18 protein-coding genes are annotated in these 22,776 nt (G+C 64.7%); 4 read left to right on the top strand and 14 right to left on the bottom strand.

The window, feature by feature from the left end; all coding sequences use genetic code 11:
* Positions 1-101 precede the first annotated feature (101 nt).
* From FRZ40_RS03345 to FRZ40_RS03300, 10 genes are all read right to left on the bottom strand, one after another.
* On the bottom strand, positions 102-1,262 hold the full coding sequence (locus FRZ40_RS03345) for a glycosyltransferase family 4 protein (protein WP_147233335.1): 1,161 nt from the start codon (positions 1,260-1,262) through the stop codon (positions 102-104).
* 59 nt (positions 1,263-1,321) lie between these two features.
* The gene (locus tag FRZ40_RS03340; RefSeq protein WP_147233333.1) at positions 1,322-2,566 is read right to left on the bottom strand and encodes a glycosyltransferase family 4 protein; all 1,245 of its coding nucleotides are present in this window, start codon (positions 2,564-2,566) and stop codon (positions 1,322-1,324) included.
* Complete coding sequence (locus FRZ40_RS03335; RefSeq protein WP_147233331.1) at positions 2,567-4,027, bottom strand: glucose-6-phosphate isomerase; 1,461 nt, start codon at positions 4,025-4,027, stop codon at positions 2,567-2,569. It abuts the gene before it with no gap.
* A gap of 3 nt (positions 4,028-4,030) precedes the next feature.
* The gene (locus FRZ40_RS03330; RefSeq protein ID WP_147233329.1) at positions 4,031-5,197 is read right to left on the bottom strand and encodes a glycosyltransferase; all 1,167 of its coding nucleotides are present in this window, start codon (positions 5,195-5,197) and stop codon (positions 4,031-4,033) included.
* Positions 5,194-6,144: a glycosyltransferase family 2 protein gene (locus tag FRZ40_RS03325; RefSeq protein ID WP_147233328.1), complete on the bottom strand. Its 951-nt coding sequence runs from the start codon at positions 6,142-6,144 to the stop codon at positions 5,194-5,196. The genes FRZ40_RS03330 and FRZ40_RS03325 overlap by 4 nt, the downstream gene beginning before the upstream one ends.
* A gap of 40 nt (positions 6,145-6,184) precedes the next feature.
* On the bottom strand, positions 6,185-8,377 hold the full coding sequence (locus FRZ40_RS03320) for a polysaccharide biosynthesis tyrosine autokinase (protein ID WP_147234757.1): 2,193 nt from the start codon (positions 8,375-8,377) through the stop codon (positions 6,185-6,187).
* A 227-nt stretch (positions 8,378-8,604) separates the two neighbouring features.
* Positions 8,605-9,786, bottom strand: a complete 1,182-nt coding sequence (locus FRZ40_RS03315; RefSeq protein WP_147233326.1) for a polysaccharide biosynthesis/export family protein — start codon at positions 9,784-9,786, stop codon at positions 8,605-8,607.
* On the bottom strand, positions 9,780-10,259 hold the full coding sequence (locus FRZ40_RS03310) for an arsenate reductase/protein-tyrosine-phosphatase family protein (RefSeq protein ID WP_147233324.1): 480 nt from the start codon (positions 10,257-10,259) through the stop codon (positions 9,780-9,782). The genes FRZ40_RS03315 and FRZ40_RS03310 overlap by 7 nt, the downstream gene beginning before the upstream one ends.
* 37 nt (positions 10,260-10,296) lie before the next feature.
* Positions 10,297-11,718 carry a UDP-glucose dehydrogenase family protein gene (locus FRZ40_RS03305; RefSeq protein WP_028365520.1) on the bottom strand — a complete coding sequence of 474 codons (1,422 nt, stop codon included), beginning with the start codon at positions 11,716-11,718 and terminating at the stop codon, positions 10,297-10,299.
* A gap of 87 nt (positions 11,719-11,805) precedes the next feature.
* Entirely contained in the window at positions 11,806-13,203 is a 1,398-nt protein-coding gene (locus FRZ40_RS03300) for an undecaprenyl-phosphate glucose phosphotransferase (protein ID WP_147233323.1), read from the bottom strand.
* Positions 13,204-13,799: 596 nt separating this feature from the next.
* On the opposite strand from FRZ40_RS03300, the gene FRZ40_RS03295 reads away from it, so the two are divergent.
* The gene (locus FRZ40_RS03295; protein ID WP_147233321.1) at positions 13,800-15,341 is read left to right on the top strand and encodes a mannose-1-phosphate guanylyltransferase/mannose-6-phosphate isomerase; all 1,542 of its coding nucleotides are present in this window, start codon (positions 13,800-13,802) and stop codon (positions 15,339-15,341) included.
* Positions 15,342-15,502: 161 nt separating this feature from the next.
* Here the strand turns inward: FRZ40_RS03295 and FRZ40_RS46100 are convergent, their stop codons facing one another.
* Together FRZ40_RS46100 and FRZ40_RS03285 are read right to left on the bottom strand one after the other, a co-directional pair.
* A complete protein-coding gene (locus tag FRZ40_RS46100; RefSeq protein WP_147233319.1) occupies positions 15,503-16,780 on the bottom strand; it encodes a DUF6566 family protein in 1,278 nt (425 codons plus the stop codon).
* Between the two features lie 590 nt (positions 16,781-17,370).
* On the bottom strand, positions 17,371-17,667 hold the full coding sequence (locus FRZ40_RS03285) for a YciI-like protein (protein ID WP_028365516.1): 297 nt from the start codon (positions 17,665-17,667) through the stop codon (positions 17,371-17,373).
* A gap of 250 nt (positions 17,668-17,917) precedes the next feature.
* Between FRZ40_RS03285 and FRZ40_RS03280 the strand changes: the two genes are divergently transcribed.
* The 3 genes from FRZ40_RS03280 (at position 17,918) to FRZ40_RS03270 (ending at position 19,951) form a co-directional block, all read left to right on the top strand.
* Positions 17,918-18,214, top strand: a complete 297-nt coding sequence (locus FRZ40_RS03280) for a PsiF family protein (protein ID WP_028365515.1) — start codon at positions 17,918-17,920, stop codon at positions 18,212-18,214.
* 289 nt (positions 18,215-18,503) lie between these two features.
* The gene (locus tag FRZ40_RS03275) at positions 18,504-18,950 is read left to right on the top strand and encodes a hypothetical protein (RefSeq protein WP_147233318.1); all 447 of its coding nucleotides are present in this window, start codon (positions 18,504-18,506) and stop codon (positions 18,948-18,950) included.
* 413 nt (positions 18,951-19,363) lie between these two features.
* Complete coding sequence (locus tag FRZ40_RS03270) at positions 19,364-19,951, top strand: BPSL1445 family SYLF domain-containing lipoprotein (RefSeq protein WP_147233316.1); 588 nt, start codon at positions 19,364-19,366, stop codon at positions 19,949-19,951.
* A gap of 213 nt (positions 19,952-20,164) precedes the next feature.
* Here FRZ40_RS03270 and FRZ40_RS03265 read toward each other — a convergent pair whose 3' ends face one another.
* Positions 20,165-21,235 (bottom strand): glycosyltransferase family 4 protein, encoded by a 1,071-nt coding sequence (locus tag FRZ40_RS03265; RefSeq protein ID WP_028365512.1) that lies wholly within the window; start codon positions 21,233-21,235, stop codon positions 20,165-20,167.
* Positions 21,236-21,595: 360 nt separating this feature from the next.
* Positions 21,596-22,759: an AAA family ATPase gene (locus FRZ40_RS03260; RefSeq protein WP_147233314.1), complete on the bottom strand. Its 1,164-nt coding sequence runs from the start codon at positions 22,757-22,759 to the stop codon at positions 21,596-21,598.
* Positions 22,760-22,776 lie beyond the last annotated feature (17 nt).

The following is a 22,776-nucleotide window of genomic DNA, read 5'->3' as shown; positions in this document are numbered from 1 at the left end:
GGCGCGGCACTGCCGACACGGGCGGACACCGCCCAAAAGAAAAGGACGGCGTTGCGGCCGTCCCTTCCATTGCGCTACGTCCGGCCGATGCCGGCAGCCGCCTATGCGGCCGCCTGAATCGCCTCGTTATACACGGCGGCGACGCGCTTCGCGATCACCGGGTTGTCGAAGTTTGCCCGTGCATAGGCGCGACAGGCGTCCGCGTCCGGCAATCTGATCGTGCCGTCGAACGCCTTGGTCAGACCATCGGCGATTGCGTCGGCACCCGTCGACGGCAGCACCAGATCTTGCGACAGCCCTGCCACCGCTTCCGGCAGCCCGCCCACGGGCGTCACCAGCACGGGCGTGCCCGAGGCCAGCGATTCCACGGTAATCAGGCCGAAGCCTTCGAGCGCCACCGTCGGCACGACGCTGATATCCGCCGCGCGATACAGGGATGCGAGATGCTCGTCGGGCACGAAGCCCAGCAGCTTCACGTTGTCGCCGAGGCCCGCATCGTCGATGCGCTGCTGCAACTCTGCTTGCAAGCGGCCCTTGCCCGCGATCAGCAGGAGCACCTCCGGCTGACGGCGCTTGACGATCTTCACCGCGTCGATCAGATCTTCGAGGCCCATACGCCGCACGAGACGCCGCACGGCCAGCACGATCGGCCGGCCAAGCGGCAGTTGCAGGCGCAGCCGCGCTTCGTTTTGCGTGAGGGGCAGATTGAACTGGTCGACGTTCACGCAGCCGGGCACGACGCGCACGCGGTCGGCGGGAATGCCGTAGCGCGACGTGAGAATGCGGCCGAACGCATCGGACAGCACGATCAGCCGCGAGGAGCGCGCATAGACCGTCTGCTCCAGGTAACGTTTCGCCCGCTGGCCGAGCGAATCGGCGCCTTCGACGTGACTCTCGTCGGCCCACGGCCCCTGGAAATGCGAAACCTGCGGAATGCCGCGCGTCACGTCGAGGCCGGGAAACGTGTACAGCGCGAAGTGCGACGAGATCACGTCGGGCCGCTGCTCGCGAATCTCACGGCGCAGTGCGCGGCGCGCGGCCATCAGGCGCAGCGGCAGAGATTGCGACGCCGAACCGAAGCCGTTGATCGCGCCGTTCGTGTCGTGCGCGACACGCTCCGAGCCCGCGACCACGCCGCGCACTTCGACGCCCGCGCCGGGCAGCGCGCCGATCAGCGAGTAGTACATGCGGTCGAGACCGCCCGCGCGCTCGGGAAACCAGTGCATGCCGATTTGCAGCGATTTGATGGAACGTGGGTTCATGGTGTGTGCCTTCCTTGTCGTTGTCGATGGGCGCGCTTGCGTCACGTGCATGACGTGCGTCAGGCGCCGTCCGCGCCTTGCGGCCCTGCTAGCACGTTCGCCGTCAGCGCGTCGCCTTCGCTGTGGTTGCCGTGCTTGTCGTTGAGCGTGTTCGCGTGGCGGCGGTCTTCGCGCCGTCCCGCGATCTGCCGGTACAGCGCGATGTACTGCTGCGCCATGCGCGCCCAGCCGAAGCCTGTCGCGAGTTCGTTGGCCGCGCGGCCCATCGCGAGGCGCTCGTCATCGTTCGATGCGAGACGCCCGACGGCCTGCGCCAGCGCTTTCGGATCGTCGGGATCGTCGAGCACGATGCCGCACTCGGGCGTGATGATCTCCGCCCCGCCCGCCGTATGTGCCGTCACGACGGGCAGGCCGGCCGCCATCGCTTCGAGCAGCGACAGGCTCATCGCCTCGTAGCGCGACGGAAACACGTACGCATCGACGGAATGCATCAGCACGGGCATCTCTTTCACGAGCCCCAGAAAATGCACGCGGTCCGCGATGCCGAGCGCCTTCGCTTCTTCGGGATACGGACTGCCGGGCAGATACCCCGCCACGGCGATATGCACGCGTTCGGGCAGATGCGTCAGCGCCTTCAGCACCGTGCCGAGGTTCTTGCGCGGCGTGCGCAGATCGCCGACGAACAGCAGCAGGAACTTGTCCTCGGGCAGCTTGAAGCGCGAGCGGTTGCCTTGCGCTGCCGCAAAGCCCTGCGTATCGACGCCGTTGTAGATCACGTCGAGCCGGTTGTCCGGCGTCAGTCCGATCGCGGCGACCTCCGCGGCGACCTTCTGCGACACGGCCGTAATCACACGCGAGCGCCGGTACGCCCAGCCTTCGAGTACGGCATTGGCGCGCGTATAGATGAACTGATACGCGGACCACAGGCCCTTGCCGAGACCGAACGGGTAGTACTTGCTCCTGAACCAGCCCGTGTGCACGAAGTGCGCAGTGTTGACGTCGGCGGGCATCCACGTGATGAAGCCGTTGACGTGCAGCACGTCGTATTCGCGCCGATGCATGCGCAGCCACAATGCGCTCTTGAGCGCGAACACCTGCTGGCGCAGCAGATTGGTCGGCCAGAAGCGGCCGATCTTCACGGGCACCCAGCGCACGAGCGGATGCTGCAGCAGTTCGGGCGCAACGTGCGAAGCGACGAGCGTGACCTCGATGTTCTCGTCGAGCGCGGCGCGCGCGATCTCGTGATTGACGCGGCCCTGCCCGTCGTTATGACGCACCACGTGCGTGACGATGGCGACTCTCAATCAGTGGCCTCCATGAAAGAATGATGGGCGGCGCCCGTTCAGCTTCTGCCAGTGCGCCGCGGAAATGATCGAAAACACGCCCATGAACAGCAGCAGGCCGCCCGTGCCGACGAGCGAATTGGTGAACACGAGCATCGCGAAGATCGAGAGCGCGAGCGACAGCGACGCCGACGCGAACTTGTCGTCGCGCAATCTGAACGACGCGCGCAATGCACGCAGCAGCAGCCAGATCACGCCCGACATGTACAGCAGCGTGCCCGGCCAGCCGAGCACGAACGGAATGTTCATCACGCCGCTGTCGAAGTTGCCGTACTGGCCGAGCTGGCCGCCGTCGTTCGAGAGCTTGGTCGAGGTGCCCGTCGCGCCGAGTCCTTCGCCCGTCACGTCGGTGAACGCAGTCTTCGCGAAGGTCGCGTAGAACTCGTTGCGCGCCGCGTAGCTCTGGTCGTCGTGCAGATTGATGATCGTGTCGAGGCGCGCCTGCATACGCTCGGCGACGGGACCGACGGCGAGCAGCGGCACGCACAGTCCCGTCAGCAGCACCGCACTCGCGACGATGCGGATGCGCACCTTGTTGTCCGACTTCACGAGCTGAATGAGCATGGCGATCACCCAGCCGCCCCATGTCGAGCGCACCAGCGACAGGCAGAACGACAGGAAGCCGAACGCACCCGCCACCCAGCGCACGCGATGGTTCGCGGCCATCACGTAGACCATCGCGCCCATCATCGCGAGCGCGAACGGGCCCGACGAATTCATCGTGCTGAACACGCGCACGCCGAATGGCACCGGGTCGCCCTGCGAGTTCATCTGCGAGCCGAGCATCCACAGCGCGTCCCACTGCGGCATGATGAAAAACTGCACGAGGCCGTAGCCACCCATCAGCAGCATGCCCCAGATGAACGTATTGACGATGGTGTCGCGGAATTCCGGGTACTGCCGCGAGTGCGCCATGATGTGAAAACCGATCAGGATCGGATAGACCCAGTTGGCGAGGTCGTACAGGGCCGCCAGCGGCCCGCTGGAGACGACGCCGATCATGAACGCATACGCGAGGCCGCCGAGCACCAGCAAGACGGGCAAACCGCGTCGTTGCGCGAGCACGGGGTAGAAGCGGATCAGCGAGAGGCCGCTGATCATCGTCACGGCAAGCGGCGCGACCTGGATCAGGCTTGTGGGCGTGAAGGCGCCCTTCGACCAGTCGGCGAGACGCCGCACTTCCGGGCTCAGAAACCACAACCACCACATGTAGCCGACGTACTTCGCGGGCGCCTTGAAGTACAGCCAGAAACCGACGGCGATCGACAGCACCGGGAACGCGAGCGTGAGCACCGTGCCCTGGTGCGCGACGATCAGCATCGCCGTGATGAGCCACAGCAACGCGGGCGGCAGCCAGTCGCGGCGCTCGCGCTTTGCGCTGCGCGCTGCGCCCTCCATCCCGGCTGGTGCAATCGACGACATCGCTTACCTCCCTCCCCGGCTTTGCGACGGCACGGCTTCCGCCTGGCGCACGCGCTCGCGTTCGCGCCGGCCCTGTTGCGCCGTCTGGCCACGGCGGCGCAGCAGATCGCGCGTGATCTTCACGTGCTGCTGCGCGTAGTGCTGCGTCGTGTGATCGCGCGACACGAGTTCCGTCGCGGCCGCCTGCGCCTGTTGCAGCGCTGCGACCGGCGACGTCATCAGGCCGAGCAGCGCATTGCGCAGCGCGTCGGCATCGAACGGCGGCACATACGCCGCGGCGCGCGCCGAAAAATAATCCTGCAGTCCGCCGACGTTGGTCACGACCATCGGCTTGCCGACGGCGGCCGCCTCGAGCATCACCGTAATGCCCGACGCATGCGTGTTCGGCCGCAGCGGCACGACGATCACGTCGGCCCAGTCGTACAGTTCGCGCTGCTTTTTCAGGCCCGCCGCGGGCGCGACATGCACGTTCAGCGAGCGCAGCGAACGCGGAATGCGCCGGCGCGTTGCGAGCCGCACGGCAAAGCGCGGGTCGTTGCCGACTGCCCTGATCAGCGTTTCCCAGTCGCGGTCGCGATCGTTGCCGATGGCCGCGATGCGCAGCGGCGTGCCCGGCTGCCATTGCGTCGGCTTCTGCACGGGGAAGTCGCGCGTGTTGAGGCCGTAGAACAACTGCGTCGCGTCGCGCTCGAAGTAGTCGCGGCACAGCTCGGCGTTGTCGCGCGCGAGGGTCGTCAGCAGATCGGCGCGCGCCATCAGCTTGCGATAGAACCAGCGCCGCAGCAGCCCATAGCTGGGCCATTTGTCGATCAGCCAGACGCTCTGCGCGATCAGCAGCGGCTGAGGGCCTGCTTCATGGCGCTTGCCGTTCATCAGCAGCATCAGCGCGGCGGACAGCCATTCGTGCTCGGTGTGCGTCCAGATCACGTCGGAGCGCAGCATCTCGTCGCGATTGCGCAGCGTGTGAATCAGATCGAAGCCGAGCAGCGTTTTCAACGCGCGGCGCGCGAGCCGCACAGGCTTGCTTTCCGGCGTGTCCTGCGAGTAGCTCAGTTGAAATTCGTCGGACTCGGCATGGTGATAGCCGTACAGACAGCCGATGTCCTCGCCCTTGCGATAGAAGCGCGGGTCGGCGCCGTAAAACAGATGCACGTGGACCTTCGTCGTCATGCGTGCACCCCCGCGCCCCGATGCGCTGCGTACGCGCGGCGTGCCTCGCGTGCGCCTGTGCGCACCGCGCGCCAGCGCGCGAGCTTCGTGCGCGCGCCTTTCGACGTCAGCGCGAGCACGGCGTGCAAGGCGCCCGGATAGACGCGCGTGCCGACGAGCGCGTACCACCACCATGCGACCTCGCGCTGCGCAGGCGGCAACTGCTCGCGCAGGATCAGATGCAGGTTGTACGCGGCGTTGCGCACGGCCGTCATCGACTGCGCGTCGCGGCGGTCGTCGTCGAAACGCTCGGCGGGGAAATGATCGACGGCGACGCGCGGATCGTAGACGAGCTTCCAGCCCGCGTTCTTCACGCTCATGCTGAAAGCCATGTCGTTGTGCACCTGCGCGCCCGCGCCGCGCAGGCGGCCGTCGAAGCGGATCGAACGGATCGCGTCGCGCCGGTAGCTCATGTTCGCGCCCTTGAGCAGATCGACTTCGCGCGCCTCGCCCACACCCAGGTGGTGATTGCCGATGATCTTGCCCGACGCCGTCATCTTGCCGACCAGGAAGCGCGAGCCGTCGAGCACGCCGCCCCTCTGATGCACCCAGTCGCGTCCGCCGAGCGCGCCCAGCCGGGCGTCGCCTTCGAAGGCCGCGCCGATGCGGCGAACCCAGTCGCCGTGCGGCGCGGCGTCGTCGTCGGTGATCGCGATCACGTCGCCCGTCGCGGCGTCGAGGCCGCAGTTCAACGCGGCCACCTGGCCCGGCAGCTCGACGGGTGCGATGTTCAGCGGCAGCGCGCCGACCACGAGGGGATCGGCGAGGCACGCATGCGTCGCGTCATCGTCTGGCCGCGCGACCACCACGACTTCGTCGGGCACGCGCTCCTGTTTCTGCAAGGCGGCAAGACAGCGCGCGAGGTCTTTCGGCCGGCGATACGTCGGCACCAGTACCGTTATCTTCATCCTGTACTCTCCGTGGCTGATTGAAGGCGCACTGCGCGCATCAGGTGCTCAGGTATTCCTGCACGGCCGCGTAGTGGCGGTCGTAGTTGCCGCGCGCGCGCGGCGGCATCGCGTTGAAGATCGCGCCCTGCACATGCACGCCCGCCGAATGCAGACGCTTCAGCGCATCGGCGATCTCGCCTTCGCTGTGCATGCCCGAGCGCACGACGAAGAACGTCGAGCCCGCATAGCCGCCGATGATCGATGCATCGGTGACGGCCAGCACGGGCGGCGTGTCGATCAGGATCACGTCGTAGCGCTTGGCGAGGCCTTCGAGGTATTGCGGCAGGCGCGGCGACATCAGCAGCTCGGACGGATTCGGCGGACGGCGGCCGCACGAAATGAACGCGAGGTTGTCGATTTCCGTCGCGCGAACCGCCTCTTCCAGCGAAATCTGACCGCTCAGCAGTTCCGACAGGCCGTTGTCGGGCGAACCGCCCAGATGCTTTTCGAGCGCGCCGCGCCGCATGTCGCCGTCGATCATCAGCACGCGCTTGCCCGAATGCGCGAGCAGCACGCCGAGGTTGATCGTCAGGAAGCTCTTGCCGACACCGGGCAGCGGGCCCGTGAACATGACGATGCGGTTGCGCGCGTCCTGCAGCGTGAACTGCATCGACGTGCGCAGGCTGCGCAGGCTTTCGATGCAGACATCCTTCGGTTTCGCGTTCGCGAGCACCGCGCGCTGGCGCGTGCCGCCACGCACTGCGGCGTTTTCGAGCAGCGCCTGTTCCGCCGACAGCGGCACGAGACCGTACACGGGCAGATGGAACGCGCGCTCGACGGTTTCGGGATCGTCGATGCCCTTGAACATATTGCGGCGCAGGAACACGAACCCCGTGCCGACGATCAGGCCCAGAATCGTCGCCGCGGAAAGAATCAGCACCTTCTTCGGCTTGATGGGCGAACCGGGACGCAGCGCCGCATCGACGATATGCACGTTGCCGCCCGTGCCCGCTTTCTGCACGGAGAGTTCCTGCACGCGGTTGAGCAGCAGCACGTAGATGTCTTCTGCGACCTTCGCATCGCGCTGCAGCTGCACGGCCTTCACTTCCGTGGCGGGCAGATCGCGGAAACGGTCCGCGTACTTGGTGCGCTGCGCCTGCAGTTCGGCCATCTGCTGCTGTGCGGCCTTGATCATCGGGTGATCGTCGCCGTAGCGCTGTTCGAGCTGCGAAATCTGCAGACGCAGTGCCGAAATCTGCTGCTCGTACTGCACGCTGCCTTCCAGATAGACCTTCGCTTCGTCGCTCGCGTTGATCGAGCCGCTCTTGCTCTGGTAAGCCGTCAACGCCGCTTCCGCGCGTTCGAGATCGGACTTCAGACGCGGCTCTTCGCTCTTCAGGAAGTCGAGCATCCGGCTCGCATCGGCCTGCTTGGTGCGGATGTGTTCGAGCAGATACGACTGCGCGAGCGCATTGGCGACGGCGGCCGCGTGCTCGGGGCTTTGGTCTTCGAGCGAGATCGAGATCACGCCCGTCTGCTTGCCCTGCTCCTGCACGTTGATCGCGGACTGGAACGCGGCGATCGCGTCGAGATCGTTCGCGCGCATCACGGTGAACTGCGTGCCAGGGCGCGCCACCAGCTTGTTGACGAGCAGCGTGACGCCGCCGCCCTGCGCGGGCTCGCCTGCCTCGCCGCGCAACAGCAGCTGGCCGTCGGGCGTCATCAGCGTGTAGCGGCCGTTGTCCATCGCCGTGAGGATCAGCTTCTTGCCTTCGAGCGCGGGCGTCACGTCGATCGAATCGACTTCGGCCACTTCGCCGCCCCATGCATACGAGCCGAGGCCGAGCCACGCCTTCGCGGGCACGCCAGGTGTGGCGAGGCGCGCGGCGAGGCTGCCGAGAATGGGGACCGTCTTCGGCGTCACCGAGAAGTTCAGCTTCATCTGCTGAACCACGGGCGCGACGACGCCGCGGCTCTTGATCATTTCGATCTCGGCGTCGGTGGGAATCGTGTTCTGCCCCGTCGAGATCGTCGCGCCCGTCTGCGTCTGCGTGAGCGCCTGCGACGTGTTGTCTGACGCTTCCACACGGACGTGCGCGTCGGCCGAATACACGGGCTTCGCGACATAGCAGTAGAAGCCGGCCATCGCGATGATGGTCGCAGCGATGCCGATCAGCCACCAGATGTCGTCGATGATCACCTGCAGCAGTTGGCCGAGGACCACGTCCTCTTCTTCGGTTCTGGCCTGCATGGCCAGATGGGGATTGGCTTGAGTGCTCACTTGGATACTCGCTTGAGTGCTCAGGGTTGACCCGGGTCGGGTCGCCGCCCGCATCCGGCGCGTTGCATCCGTTCAGGTTCGGATGCGAAGCGCCGGCATGCGGGCAGCGGTTCAGGCAATGCGGCTGCTCATGTGCTTCAGGCAGCGTTTCATGCAGCGTGTCATGCAGCGTTTCCTGCAGCGTTTCGGGCCGTGCATCAGCGCGTTAGCTGCTTCAGGTAGAACAGCGTCTGCACGGTCGGCAGCACCTGCTGCAATACGCGGTTGAACGTTGTCGAAGCGGCCGTGCCCACGTACACCACGTCCATCGGTTGCAGCTGGAATTGCGAGGACAGCATGATCGCGTCGGGCTGCGTCATGTCGAGGCGATACACGTCGGGCGTGGTCGGCTTCTCCTTCATGCCGCGCATCACGTAGATCTGGCGCGGGTTCGCGTCGGTGTCGAGAATCCCGCCCGCCTGCGTGAGCGCATCGGCGATGGTCAGCTCGCCCTTGTTCATCGGAACGGGGATCGGCGTCTTCACTTCGCCCATCACGAAGATGCGCGTGTCGCTGCGATCCGGCACGTTGACGATGTCGCCCGGTTCGAGCATCACGTTCTGCGTGGCGTCGCCCTTGTCGAGCATGCGGTTCGCGTCGAGCACGTAGAGCTTGCCCTTGCGCGTGAGACGCACGCGCTGCAGATCGGCGTTGTCCGTCGAGCCGCCCGAGCGCGTGATCGCGTCGACGAGCGTGAGCGGCACGTCGGACAGGGCGAGCGGGCCTGGCGTCTTCACGTCGCCCGTCACCTGCACTTTCTGGCTGCGGTACGACAGCACGCGCACGTCGACCTGCGGATCGCGGATGTACGGCACGAGCTTTTTCGACAACTCGTCGCGGATCTGCGCGGTGGTCCGTCCCGACGCATGAATGCGGCCGACGAACGGGAAATAGATCGTGCCGTCGGGCGCGACCGTCTGCCCGTACGGATCGGCCTGGCCCGGCAATGCCTGGGTGTACGGCTGCTGCAAGGCGCCGCCGAGCGTCTGCGTGGTGTTGCCGCCCGAGGACAGCGTGCTGCCGTTCGGCGTCGTCAGTTCCGGGTGGTCCCACACGGTGATGCCGAGAATGTCCTGCGGCGCGACGCGGTACACGTACTGCGTCGGATCGGCGAACGGGCCCGGCGGCGGCAGCACCTGATGCGCGATCGCGTCGGCCGTCTGCGCCTGCTGCCGCTCGATCACCGAGGCGTCGATCAGCTTGACGGGGTACGTCTCAGCCGGCTTGTTCTGCTGGTCTTCCTTCAGGCGCGACGTGTCGAGGTAATTCCCCGGTGCGGTCGCGCATGCCGACAGAAAAGTCGTCAGCACAAGAGATATCGTGATGTGTCGTTTCAGCATATTTTGTCCAGCCATCCCATGACGAGGTGTTCGATGTGCGCGAGGCTGTCGCGATACACGGCTTCGTCGCGTCCGTGCGGATCGACGACATCGGCGCCGCCCCCGTTGCCCTGCCCGTCCCACTTGCCCCACTTGCCGAGCGGATACACCTTGCCGCGCGAAGTGGGTTCGAGCGCTTCCACGTCTTTCACTTGCCGCTGTTCGGTGACGAGGATCAGATCGGCGGCACGCACGCTCGGGCGATCGAGCCGCCGTGAGCGATGCGTGCCGCCCGTGCCGCCATCGACACCGCGTTCTTCGAGCAGACGCCGCATCACGGGGTCCATCCCATGACCGTCGATGGCGCGCAGACCAGCCGAGCGAAACGCGATGGGCAGCGCGCCGCGCTCGTGCTGCCGCGACCTGAACAGCCACTCGGCGGCAGGCGAGCGGCACACGTTGGCGTGGCAGACGATCAGCACGTTCGCGAACATGGGCGGCCTCCCCTCGGGTCGATGACGTCGTGCAGCGTTACAGCGCGGCGGCGGCAGCCGGCGACGCGGCGGCACGTTGCGATGCACCCTGCGGCTGCGCGGCCTGACGGCCGATCGCGTGATACTCGATGCCGAGCTCGCGCATCGTTTCCGGCTCATACAGATTGCGGCCATCGAAAATGACGGGCGTTTTCAGCAGCGTCTTGAGACTGTCGAAGTCCGGGCTCTTGAACACCTTCCATTCGGTGAGAATCACGAGCGCGTCGGCTTGTTCGGCCGCCTGCATCTCTTCATCGGCGAAGGTCAGACGCGCGAGCTGCTGCGGCTTGCCTTGCAGGTCGAGTGCGAACACGCGCTTCGATTCGTCGATCGCGACGGGGTCGTAGGCCACGACCTTCGCGCCGCGCGAAAGCAGTTCGGCGATCAGCGCGCGGCTCGGCGCTTCGCGCATGTCGTCGGTATTCGGCTTGAACGCGAGGCCCCAGACAGCGAACGTGCGGTCCGACAGGTCCTCGCCCATCTGCGCGACGATCTTCTGCGCGAGGATCTTCTTCTGCGATTCGTTGACGGCTTCGACGGCTTCGAGAATGCGCAGCACATGGCCCATTTCGCTGCCCGTGCGGATCAGCGCCTGCACGTCCTTCGGGAAGCACGAGCCGCCATAGCCGCAGCCCGCGTACAGGAAGTCGTAGCCGATGCGCGGATCGGAACCCATGCCGCGCCGCACGGCTTCGATATCCGCGCCGACGCGGTCCGCGAGATTCGCGAGATCGTTCATGAACGAGATGCGCGTGGCGAGCATCGCGTTGGCCGCGTATTTCGTGAATTCGGCGGAACGCACGTCCATGTACAGCGTGCGCTCGCGATTGCGGTTGAACGGCGCATAGAGGCGCTTCATCAGTTCGCGCGCCTTTTCGCCCGGCACGTCGTCGTCGCAGCCGAGGATGATCCGGTCGGGGCGCGTGAAGTCCTCGACGGCGGCGCCCTCTTTCAGGAACTCGGGGTTCGACACGACCGAGAACATCTGTTTCAGATCGCGTTTGTCGAGTTCTTCCTGCACGGCCTGCGCGACGCGGCGCGCCGTGCCGACGGGCACCGTCGACTTGTCGACGATCACCTTGAAGCCCGTCATATGGCGGCCGATATTGCGCGCGGCGGCGAGCACGTATTGCAGGTCGGCGGAACCGTCCTCGTCGGGCGGCGTGCCGACGGCGATGAACTGGATGTCGCCGTGCGCGACGGCCGCTTCGACGTCCGTCGAAAACGTCAGGCGCCCCGCCTTGCGATTGCGCGCGATGATCTCCAGCAGACCCGGCTCATGGATCGGCACGCCGCCGTTGTTCAGCACGTCGATCTTGCGCTGATCGACGTCGAGGCAGAATACGTCGTGCCCGATGTCGGCCAGGCAGGCGCCCGTCACGAGGCCTACGTATCCGGTTCCAACGATCGTCAGATTCATGAATTACACCTCGGAGTTTGAATGGTTCAGTGAATGCGGAACGCGCGGCGTTCCCTGCGTTTGCGCATGGTTGGCGGCGCGCGGCGCTCAGTACGCGTTGCTGCCGACGAAGCCCTTCCAGAACGTCAGGCCGACGATCTTCAGGTCGAGCCAGAAGCTCCAGTGCTGCATGTAGTACAGATCGAGCTTCACGCGGCCCATCATCTTTTCGATGCGGTCGGTTTCGCCGCGGTAGCCGTTGATCTGCGCCCAGCCGGTGATGCCGGGCTTGATCCGGTAGCGATGCATGTAGCCCTTCACCAGATCCTTGTAGATGTCGTCGTGTTCGAGCGCGTGCGGGCGCGGGCCGACCACCGACATCTCGCCGCGCAGCACGTTGATGAATTGCGGCAGCTCGTCGAGGCTCGTGCGCCGCAGGAATGCGCCGACGGGCGTGATGCGCGGATCGCGGCGCGTGGCCTGGGTGATCCGGCCCGCTTCTTCCTTGTGCACCTTCATCGAGCGGAACTTGAAGATCTCGAACTCGCGGCCGTCGATGCCCTTGCGCCGCTGCCGGAAGAACACGGGCCCGGGCGACGACAGCTTCACAGCCGCGGCGATCGCGAGCATCAACGGCGCGAGCGCCGTCAGCGCGGCGAGCGCGAACAGGCGGTCGAACACGCGCTTGGGCAGCACGCGCAGATCGGTAATGGGCGACGCGGCGAGATTGATCGCCGGCACGCCGAGCAGATCGACCATCGGCTGGCTGAAGAGCGTCAGGCTGCGCACATCCGGAATGAAGCGGATGTTCACGAAGTCGTTGCGGAACTCCATCACGAAGCGATGGATGATCTTTTCCTGCGACATCGGCAGCGCCATCCACAACTCGCGCACCGAACGCCGGCGCATCTCGTCGATCATCGCCGCGTAGTCGCGCTGCACGGGCACGCCTTCGATCGCCTGCGGCTCGTCGGTGTCTTCGTAGTGGCTGCGCGAGTCGGCCTCGTCGTACACGACGACGGGGCTGAAACCCGCTTCGGGACGGCTGCGCATCTGCTCGATCAGAAACTTGCCATACGGCGCGCCGCCCACGATAGCGACCTTCTTCTGGTTGTAGCCCTCGCGGCGCAGGCCGCGCAGCACGGCATGCACACCCGCCTTCGTGACGATCAGCAGCACGATGGTGGCAACGGCCCAATACGCGAGCCACAGGCGCGACAGCATGTCCGCGCGGTGCAGGCTGAAGCTCATCAGGATGCCCGTCACCTCGACCATCATCCAGCCCATCGTCACGCGCCACAGCAGGTCGTACAGCGGCTTGCCGCGCCACGACTGATATACGCCGAGCGCGGGGAAAAACAGGATCACGAGCAGGCAGTCGAACGCAAGCGACACGCTCTGCATGTCGTCGAGCCAAACGAAGCCCTCCGCATGCACGGCCGCCGCGATCAGTGCGCCGAGCGCGACCATGCCGATGTCGATGATTCTCGAAAGAACGCTCAGCATCTGCTGCACCTCGCCTTGTCTGTCAGTTCAATCAAGTTCTATTCGCGTCCGGTTGAGATTGAATGCCGCTGCAATCGTGTTAGCGCATCCGGCAAATCGGGATCGGCGGATCGAATTGCGCATTGAACCAGTTGGATCACGCGTTGAATCGAATCACGCCGATGGGTGAATACCCTTCTACAAGCCTCAATAAAGCGGCATTAAAATTCCGCCGACAAGGCTGCAAAAAATCTCAAAATGTATCGGCACGAATTTCCGGATTTTTTCTTCTTTAATCCGGTAACTTTTGCCGCATTTCAGGGCTCTGTTCGGCGTTATGCGTCGTCTTTCGTTCTCTTGCGGCGTAATTTTCCGCTCGCGGTGCCAGACGGGTCGATGCGCGCATCCGGTATTGTTCTGTTCAGGCGCCAGGTCGTCGTGTCATGTCAATTTTTAACCGATTTATTTTAGTTTTTTAAAGCATTGCGAAATTAATCGTTGATGACGGGCCACTATTTTCTATCGTAATTATTCGATAGAAATTCAATGCCAATTTATTGACGCATTACGACGTGATAAAAACGAAGCCATTCACCCCGCTTCGAGGAGTTATCACCATGACTGCTACGGCGTCAGCCGTCGAGAATCGACAGGCGAATCCATCCCGGATCAACGTTAAGCTCAAGGTTCATCCCGTGATCCTTGCCGGCGGCTCAGGCACGCGCCTGTGGCCGATGTCGCGTGAACAGCATCCGAAGCAGCTGATCGGCCTGCTGGGCGAAGACTCGCTGCTGCAATCGACGACCCGCCGGCTCGATGGACTCGATGCCGGCTACCCGGTTGCCGAACAGCTGGTCGTCGTGTGCAACGAAGAGCATCGCTTCACGACGGCCGAACAGCTGCGCGTGAGCGGCGTGCAAAGCCGTCTGATTCTCGAACCCTGCGCGCGCGACACGGCGCCCGCTCTGACGATCGCCGCGCTCTCCGTGCTTGCGCAGGACGAGGACGGCATCATGGTCGTGATGCCCGCCGACCACGCCGTCACCGACAGCGAAGGCTTTCATGCCGCCGTCGCCACGGGTGTGCAGCACGCGGCGAACGGCCATATCGTGACGATGGGCATCGTGCCGTTGCGCGCCGAAACGGGCTATGGCTACATTCGCATCGGCGCGCCGCTCTCATCGGGCAACACCCCGGACAACACGCCGGACGATCGCGCGATCATCGCGCATCAGCTCGACCGCTTCGTCGAAAAGCCGCATCTCGAACTCGCGCAGCATTATGTCGAGTCGAAAGAGTACTGGTGGAACAGCGGCATCTTCATTTTGCGTGCGTCGACGTGGCTCAAGGCCGTGCGCCATTTCCAGCCCGCCATTTACGAAGCTTGCGAGGCCGCGCATACGCAAGGCAAGACCGACGGCGACTTCTTCCGCGTGCAGCGCGACGCGTTCGGCGCCTGCCCGAAGAATTCGATCGATTACGCGGTGATGGAACAGCTCGGCACCGACACGTCAGTGTGCTCGGGCGTCGTCGTGCCGCTCAATGCGGGCTGGTCCGATGTCGGTTCGTGGGACGCCATCTGGGACATCCTGCCGAAAGACGGCGACGATAACGTGGGCCGCGGTAACGTGATGTTCGAAGGCGCGGAGTCGACGTTCGCGCATTCGGAAGGACGCCTGATTGCCTGCGTGGGCACGCAGGATCTCGTCGTCGTCGAAACGGATGACGCGATTCTCGTCGCCGACAAGAACCGCGTGCAGGACGTGAAGAAAGTGGTCGGCCGCATCCGCGAAAAGCATGGCACGGAAGCCGTGAACCATCGCAAGGTGCATCGCCCGTGGGGCCACTACGATTCCGTCGACATGGGCGAGCGCTTCCAGGTGAAGCGCATCGTCGTGAAGCCGGGTGCGCAGCTGTCGCTGCAGATGCACCACCACCGCGCGGAACACTGGATCGTCGTGCGCGGCACGGCGCTCGTCACGCGCGGTGAAGAACGCTTCATCGTGTCGGAAAACGAATCGGCGTATATCCCGCTCGGCATCAAGCATCGCCTGGAAAATCCGGGCAAGATGCCGCTCGAAATCATCGAGGTGCAATCCGGCTCGTATCTTGGCGAAGACGACATCGTGCGCTTCGACGACACCTACGGCCGTCAGTAATGCATAGCGCGGTGACGGGTTGTGGCCCGTCACCGCTTCTGCATGTCGTCAGACCGGGAATGTGCTACCGAAGTACTGATACCTGTACAACGGGGCGGCGGAGCAACGCAAGAACCGGTTCCAGCCCGGCATCAAAAGATGGCGTGCTCACGCCATCGTCATCACCCTGCGTGAGAAATCAGCTTCGAGATCAACGGATAGCGCTCGCCCGCCTTGTCGTTGACGGCGTCGGACGGATAGCGGCGCAACGGCATCAGCCGCTGCGGCAGATGCGGATTGCCCGCAGCGGCAGGCGTCACGTTCGCCGCGGCGAGTGACGGCGTCGGCGTGAGTTCCGGCATCGCGCGCGTGACGGGCCGCACGGCGGCCTTCGGCGCATGCATGCCCGCATGCGCACCCACACTCGCCTTCTGGCTCGCAAAGCTGCTCGCGTGCAGACCCGCGCCCGCTTCATGCGTGCGGCATTCGCGGTCGATCCATTGACGCGCCCAGTCGAGCGCGAAACGGTGTGCCGCGTCGGCATCGGTGAAGCGCGGACCGATCAGGCCCGAGCGCTCGACGCGCTTGCCGTCCTTCATGATCTCGGCCCACGCCCGGAAGCTGTCGTTGGGCACCTGCTCCGCCGCAACGTAGATCACATAGCCGAACCCGTCTGCGACCTGCAGGCCGCGCGGCGCCGTAAGGCTCATCCACAACGGCATGTGCTGGCTGCCCGCTTGTGCGTCGTCGGCCGAGGTGTCCCCGGCATACGCCTGCTCGTCGCGCAGTTCGTTCGTCACGACGCCCGGCACGATCGCGGTATCGGCGGCAAAGGCCTGGATGTCCGCCTGCGCCACGTCTTGCACGTCCCTGGCTTGCCCATCGATACGCGGCGCGCCGTCGAAGACGGCGGCAGCGTCGTGCGCAGGCGCGCTGCTCGCACGGGACGCGTCGACGAAGCCCGTCTCGACAGCCGCCGAGCCGGCGAGCTGGCGCGTGATGTCGGCCATCGGCGCGAGCGCACGCCAGCCGCTCGTCACGCCCGGTTCCTGAGCGGACGACTGCCACGTCTCCGGGCTCTTCCAGAACACGCCGCGCGCGAGTTCATCGCGCGGCTTCGGTGCTTCGACCACGGGCGCCGGCTTCGGCGCAGCGGGCGGCGTCGGCTCCGGGATATAGGCGAACGCGCGCCCATTCTGCGTCAACAGACGGATCACATCGGCCAGCGTGCCGTCGGCTTGCCACTCTTCGAAGCGGCGCCGGCACGTAGGGCCTGACGGATAACGACCGGGAAGCTTCGACCACGGCTCGCCCGTGGTCAGAATCCACAGGACGGCATTGGCCACGATACGGGGTTCGGCGCGGGGCCGTCCGCGTCGGTTCAGGCGGACGGCTGGCTCGTCGGAAACGAGCGCGGAAATTTGCGCCCATTCGTCATTGCTTAGCTCATCGAAAAACATGCTGTTCTCCACGCAGCCTGGCCTGGCTGCGGCTTTGGGCTCTCACGAACTTCATTTTGGCGGTTCGTGTCGGGTCCGCGGTTGCACAATATGCTTGTACGTTCTTGCGCCGGGATTGAGAAAGCGCACATCGATAGTGCGACATTTCACCGGGACGACGCACAAAACGTGGTCTCACTCGTGCATGGGAGAATTTGTGCACGAAGCATACCATTGCTAGGGTTTGTCTGAATATGACTGAGACAAGTGTTACGGATAGAAACAAACTTGTGCTTTTTGCTCCATCGTTTAGTTCGTGAATGTCACAGAACTGACGTCAGTCGCAACGCATCGGCGGCGGCGCAAACAGCGCGGCGCAGCGCATCCATGCTCGCGCCGCCGCGATGACAGCGGTGTGTACGCGTAGATCGCGCACAACACTATTGACCGCGTTACATTCGATTCAATGCGTGCGGCATAAAGTGCCGGAGCGCAGCGACGTTTCTATTTGTGACGCATGCTTGCCGCTGCGACGAAGCGTGTTGGCGCGAAGTGACGGATATCGACGCGCTTAACGGACACTACCGGACACTAAGGGACACCGAGGGACATTAGCGGACAGGTGTCGCGGCGCGCTCGCCGACAACCGTGGTCCATGGCCGAACGCGCCATTGCGTGACGAGTCCGTTGAGCACATAGGGATCGGCTTTCGCAAACGACTCGGCAACGGCCGGCGAATCGCCTTCGAACAGCAGCACGGCCGTGTCGACGGGATCGGCGAGCGCGCCCGCAAGATGAAGTTCGCCGCGATCCGCAGCGGCCCACGCATGCTTTAGATGTGCGGCACGAAATTCCGGGCGACGCTCGAGATAATCCGGCGACACATCGTAGATCAACAGATAGTGCATGGCGAAAACTCCTGAATCGTGTGAAGGCAACGACACAAGCATAGCGGTTCGCGTGTTCGGGATAAGCCGTCTTAGGGAAACACCTGTGCCGTCTGAGCGTTGCACGCGTCAACCTTTTGCCCTCTCCGTTCGTTCTGACAGACACCATGTAGCGCAATGGTGACGGCCGATCACAGCGAAGGCGACTTGCCCGGCTCGATGTCCGTCTCACGACAATCAACAACATTCACAACCCGTGATGGAGTCTCCCATGAAGATCCAGGCCGCACTCGCCGCTCTCGCCCTGACGGGGCTGCTCGCGTCGCCCGCTTTTGCCGCGAACAGCCAGCAATCGAAGATGACCGCGTGCAACAAGCAGGCGGGCGACAAGAAAGGAGACGAGCGCAAGGCGTTCATGAAGGACTGTCTGTCGGCATCGTCGGCGATGGCTGCGTCCGCACCGATGTCGCAGCAGGACAAGATGAAGATGTGCAACACGCAGGCGGGCGACAAGAAGGGCGACGATCGGAAGGCATTCATGAAGACGTGCCTGAGCAACAAGGGCTGAGGAGAACAGCATCCGCACGGCGCCGCGTGAACCGCGCGGCGCACGGCGATGCGAGACAGGCGAGCGGCGTCCATCACGGGCGCCGCTTTTTCTTTCTGGCCTGCATAGGGCGCCACGATGTCCTGCGCCATGGCGCACACAAGCTGTGCATTCGCAGTGCCGCGCCCCGCCCTTCCCGCGCCGTTTTCTTCTATGATGGCGGCACAGACGGCCCATACCCCATACAGAACAAGTCCCACGGGCCGCCAGCTTGTCGTTGATGCCGCAAGCGCATCGCACGGAGGCAAGGATGGTTGGGAGACACAAGAATCGCTGGTTGCGCCGCTGGCTGGTGGTGATCGTCTTCTGGGCGGTGCCCGTGGCGATCGTCGCCGTGCGCGAGATTCAGGAGGAGATGGCCTATAACCGGGTCGACCTGAACAACGCGCTCACGAGCTGGCAGTTCACCGACGCGCAGCGCGCCGCAGGCGCCGCCGCGCGCTGCCACGGCACACCCGACGACGCGCGCGCAGCCGGCTGCCCCGCCGACGTGCTGGCCGCCAACGCGCCGCGCCAGCAGGACGCGCTCAACGAATACGCGGTCCGCAAGAGCACGCTGGCGAGCTATCTGTGGCATGCGTTTGTCGGCTATTGGGTCGTGCCCGCCGCGACCATCTTCGCGATCGGCTTCGTCATCGGCGTCGTGCGGCGCGCGCTGCGGCGGCCGCCCGTCAACAAAAGTCCCGCGAATCACTAGCCGCATGTTGCGCCGTCATCGTTTGGAAAACGACGCAGGCGGACGCAAGTGCCGCATCCGCGCTGCGGCTTTCCCGCAACACTTTCCGTTCGCTTACAGCATATTTTGACGCGCCGCAAACCGGTAAATACGACCTCGTTTTGCGCCATGTCGAGCGCCCCCCGCAGGCGGCGCGCGCACGGCCTTGCCGGTCTCCGCGAGCGCGGGCGGGACGGCATCCGGACAGCCTTCCTGCCTGCGCGGCCAACCGGCCAGAATTACCCAACGAATCGCTGACGATCGCCGGGATGCTTGTCGCACAAGGGTTTGCGCGGTGTCCCCAGAACCTTTGCATTGCTGGTTCGTGTGATATAACTCAACAGGCAACCCGTGTGAACTGAGGCTGCACCCCGGAACCACGATGGAGAAAAACGATGCAAAGACGAAACTTCATGTTGAAGAGTACCGCCGCGCTCGCTTTCGGAACCCTTGCACTGGCCGGCTGCACCACCACCAAGAGCAGCGGGGAATCTGCCGCTACGGACATGTCCAAACGGCAGTCGATCGACGCCAGCGTCGACGGCACCATGTCCCGTCTCTACACGACCGTTAACGGGTCGCGCGAGCTGGTCGCCAAGTCGCGCGGCATTCTCGTTTTCCCGTCCGTGCTGCAGGTCGGCTTCGTGGTCGGCGGCCAGTATGGCGAGGGCGCGCTGCGCGTGGGCGGCAGCTCCGTCGGCTACTACAGCACGATCTCGGGCTCGTTCGGGCTGCAGGCGGGCGCGCAATCGAAGGCGATCATCTTCTGCTTCATGACGCAGGACGCACTCGACAAATTCCGCAGTTCGGACGGCTGGTCGGTCGGCGCGGATGCATCCGTCGCGCTCGTCAAGATGGGCGCGAACGGCGCCGTCGATTCGACGACGGCCACGGCGCCCGTCGAAGTATTCATCCTGACGAACGCAGGCCTGATGGCCGATGTGTCGCTGGCGGGCACGAAGGTGTCGAAGCTCAAGATCTGACGGCAACGCGGCCCACGTGCGTGGATCGTGCGGGCGCCGCCGCGATGCAGCGCTACGGGACGCGGACGCCAGTCCGCCGCGCAGTTCCGGCAGGTCGTCGACGAAGTGGGTCACCCGCTTTCATCGGCGACGAACATGAGGCAGATGACAAAGGGCGGCGCAATCTCACGATTGCACCGCCCTTTCTTTATGCGGCGTCGCGCCGGACTTCGATCAGGTGGTGGACGACGCGTCGATCACCTTGAAGCGCGAACGCTTCTGCGCGCGAATCACCGACTGATACGCGTCCACATACTGCCGCGCCATCCGGTGCGACGTGAAGCGCTCTTCGAAGCGCTTGCGCACGTTCGCGCGCGGCAGCTTGTGCAGACGGTTGACGGCGGCCACCGCGCCGATCTCGTCCTCGACGATGAAGCCGGACACGCCGTCGTCGATCACTTCGGGCACCGCGCCGCGATTGAACGCGATGACGGGCGTCCCGCACGCCATGGCCTCGATCATGACCAGACCGAACGGCTCCGGCCAGTCGATTGGAAACAGCAGAGCATGCGCGCCGGACAGAAACCCGGCCTTCTGATGATCGGCGATTTCGCCGATGAACTCGACGTACGGCAGATCGAGCAAGGGCTTGATATCGCGTTCGAAGTATTCGGCGTCGGCGGCATCGACCTTCGCGGCGATACGGATGGGCAGCCCGCAGCGGCCCGCAATGCGGATCGCCGTATCGACACGTTTTTCCGGCGAGATGCGCCCCAGAAACGCGAGGTACTTCTGCTCGACGGGCTGCGGCGTGTAGAGCGTTTCGGGCAGGCCGTGATAGACGGTGCTCAGCCAGCGCGCCTGCGGCAGCGGATGACGCTGCGAGTTCGAAATCGAAATGACGGGTGCGGTGTTGAAGGTGTCGAACACCGGCTGCTGTTCAGGCAGATCGAGACGGCCGTGCAAGGTCGTGACGAACGGCGTGTCCTGGCGCTTGAACACCGAAAACGAGTAGTAGTCCATGTGAAAATGGAGCACATCGAAATCGTCGGCGGCGCGGCGCACCAGTTCCATCAGCAGCATGTGTGGGGCGATGCGGTCGCGAATGCCGGGATCGAGCCGCAGCGCACGCGGCCAGACGGGTTCGAGCTTCGCGCGCGTGACGGAGTCGCCGCTCGCGAAGAGCGTCACCTCGTGACCCAGGTCGACGAGCGCCTCGGTAATGTACGACACGACGCGCTCAGTTCCACCGTACAGCTTGGGCGGCACCGATTCCGTCAAAGGGGCGATCTGCGCAATTCTCATCTGTGTCTCCAAGGGCCGCGCGAAGGCGGCTGCAGCGAGCAGTGGCGAACGAGTATGACAGCAGGCAGGCAGCCAATCAAACGCGACGCGGCGATTTCATGCGCTTTGACGCGGTGTATCGGGTTTATCCGCATAACGGGTTTATCCGCGGGTTTGTCCGAATACCGCCTCGCGCTTCCCGGATGCTGCGCGCGTCCGGCCTGGGGCCTCCCGAGTCCCAAGTGCCGATTATTGCCCGGCCTCTGCTGGAAAACCGCAGCTATTTCAAATGCATTACGCTGTTACAGTCGGGAAACACTCGTTTCGGACGGGCTGTTTTCCGTCCGCTCATGTGCGCTGTCTCGATGCGACTGCGGCCGTTCAGCGCGCGGGCCACTTCCACGCGGGCAGATCGCGTGAATCGGCATCGGCGATACGCGTTGCACCCAGTTGCTTCTCGAGCACCACCGATTCGCTGCCCTCCTCGCGCTCGAGCGCCGCGATCAGCCGCGCAGCATGTGACACGACGATCACCTGCGAGCGCAACGACGCTCGCGCGATCAGCCGCGCGAGCGCAGGCAGCAGATCGGGATGCAGACTCGTCTCCGGCTCGTTCAGCACGAGCAGCGCAGGCGGCCGGGGCGTGAGCAGTGCCGCCGCAAGCAGGAGATAGCGCAGCGTACCGTCCGACAGTTCCGCGCCCTTCAACGCACGCAGCAAGCCCTGCTGCTGCATCGTGACTTCGAAGCGCCCTTCGACATTGGTGATCGCGATGCGCGAACCGGGAAACGCGTCGTCGATGGCGGCATCGAGCGTGGCCGGGTCGCCGATTTCGCGGATCGTCTGCAAGGCTGCCGCGAGATCCGCGCCGTCGTCGGCGAGCACGGGTGTGTGCGTGCCGATCTGCGGCAAACGAACGGGCGACTCGGCATCCGTTCTGAAATGATCGTAAAAGCGCCAGGAACGTATCTGCTCACGCACGGCGATCATTTCCGGCGCACTACGGGGGTCGGAAAACTCCGTCATCATGCTGTCGAAACTGGCGACGCTATGCGGAATGGTCTGCCATTCGCCGTCGTCATCACGTGTACGGATCGACGGGCCATGCCGGTCGACGAGCAGCGCCGATGGACGCAGCACGGGGCCGCTCCAGATGGATTCGCGTTTGATGACGGGATCGAGGCCGAACTGCGTCTCGCCCGGAATGGGCAGACCCAGATCGATCGCGTAGCCGAACTCGTCGCCCGCAAAGCCGAGCCGCAGATTGACGGGCTCCGTGCGGCGCGTGCCCTGCACGGGCGAGTCGCCCGCGAGCATCGCGCGGGAGAAGCGCTCGGGTCCGGCCCACAGCGTCGATTGCAGACCGCCTTCGCGCGCGAGCGACGGAATGACGCCGCCGCGCGCCGTCACCGCGAGCAGGCGCAACGCGCGATACACGCTCGATTTGCCGCTTCCGTTCGCCCCCGTGATCACGTTCAGGCGCGCGAGCGGCACGATCAGATCGCGCAACGAGCGATAGTTGGCGATGGCGAGCGTCGTCAGCATCCGGGCTCCGAATGGAC

This window comes from Paraburkholderia azotifigens (genome assembly GCF_007995085.1).
In the GTDB taxonomy this organism is placed as follows: domain Bacteria; phylum Pseudomonadota; class Gammaproteobacteria; order Burkholderiales; family Burkholderiaceae; genus Paraburkholderia; species Paraburkholderia azotifigens.
Note: the sequence above shows the minus strand (reverse complement) of the source record. Positions and strands in the feature narration are given on the sequence as shown.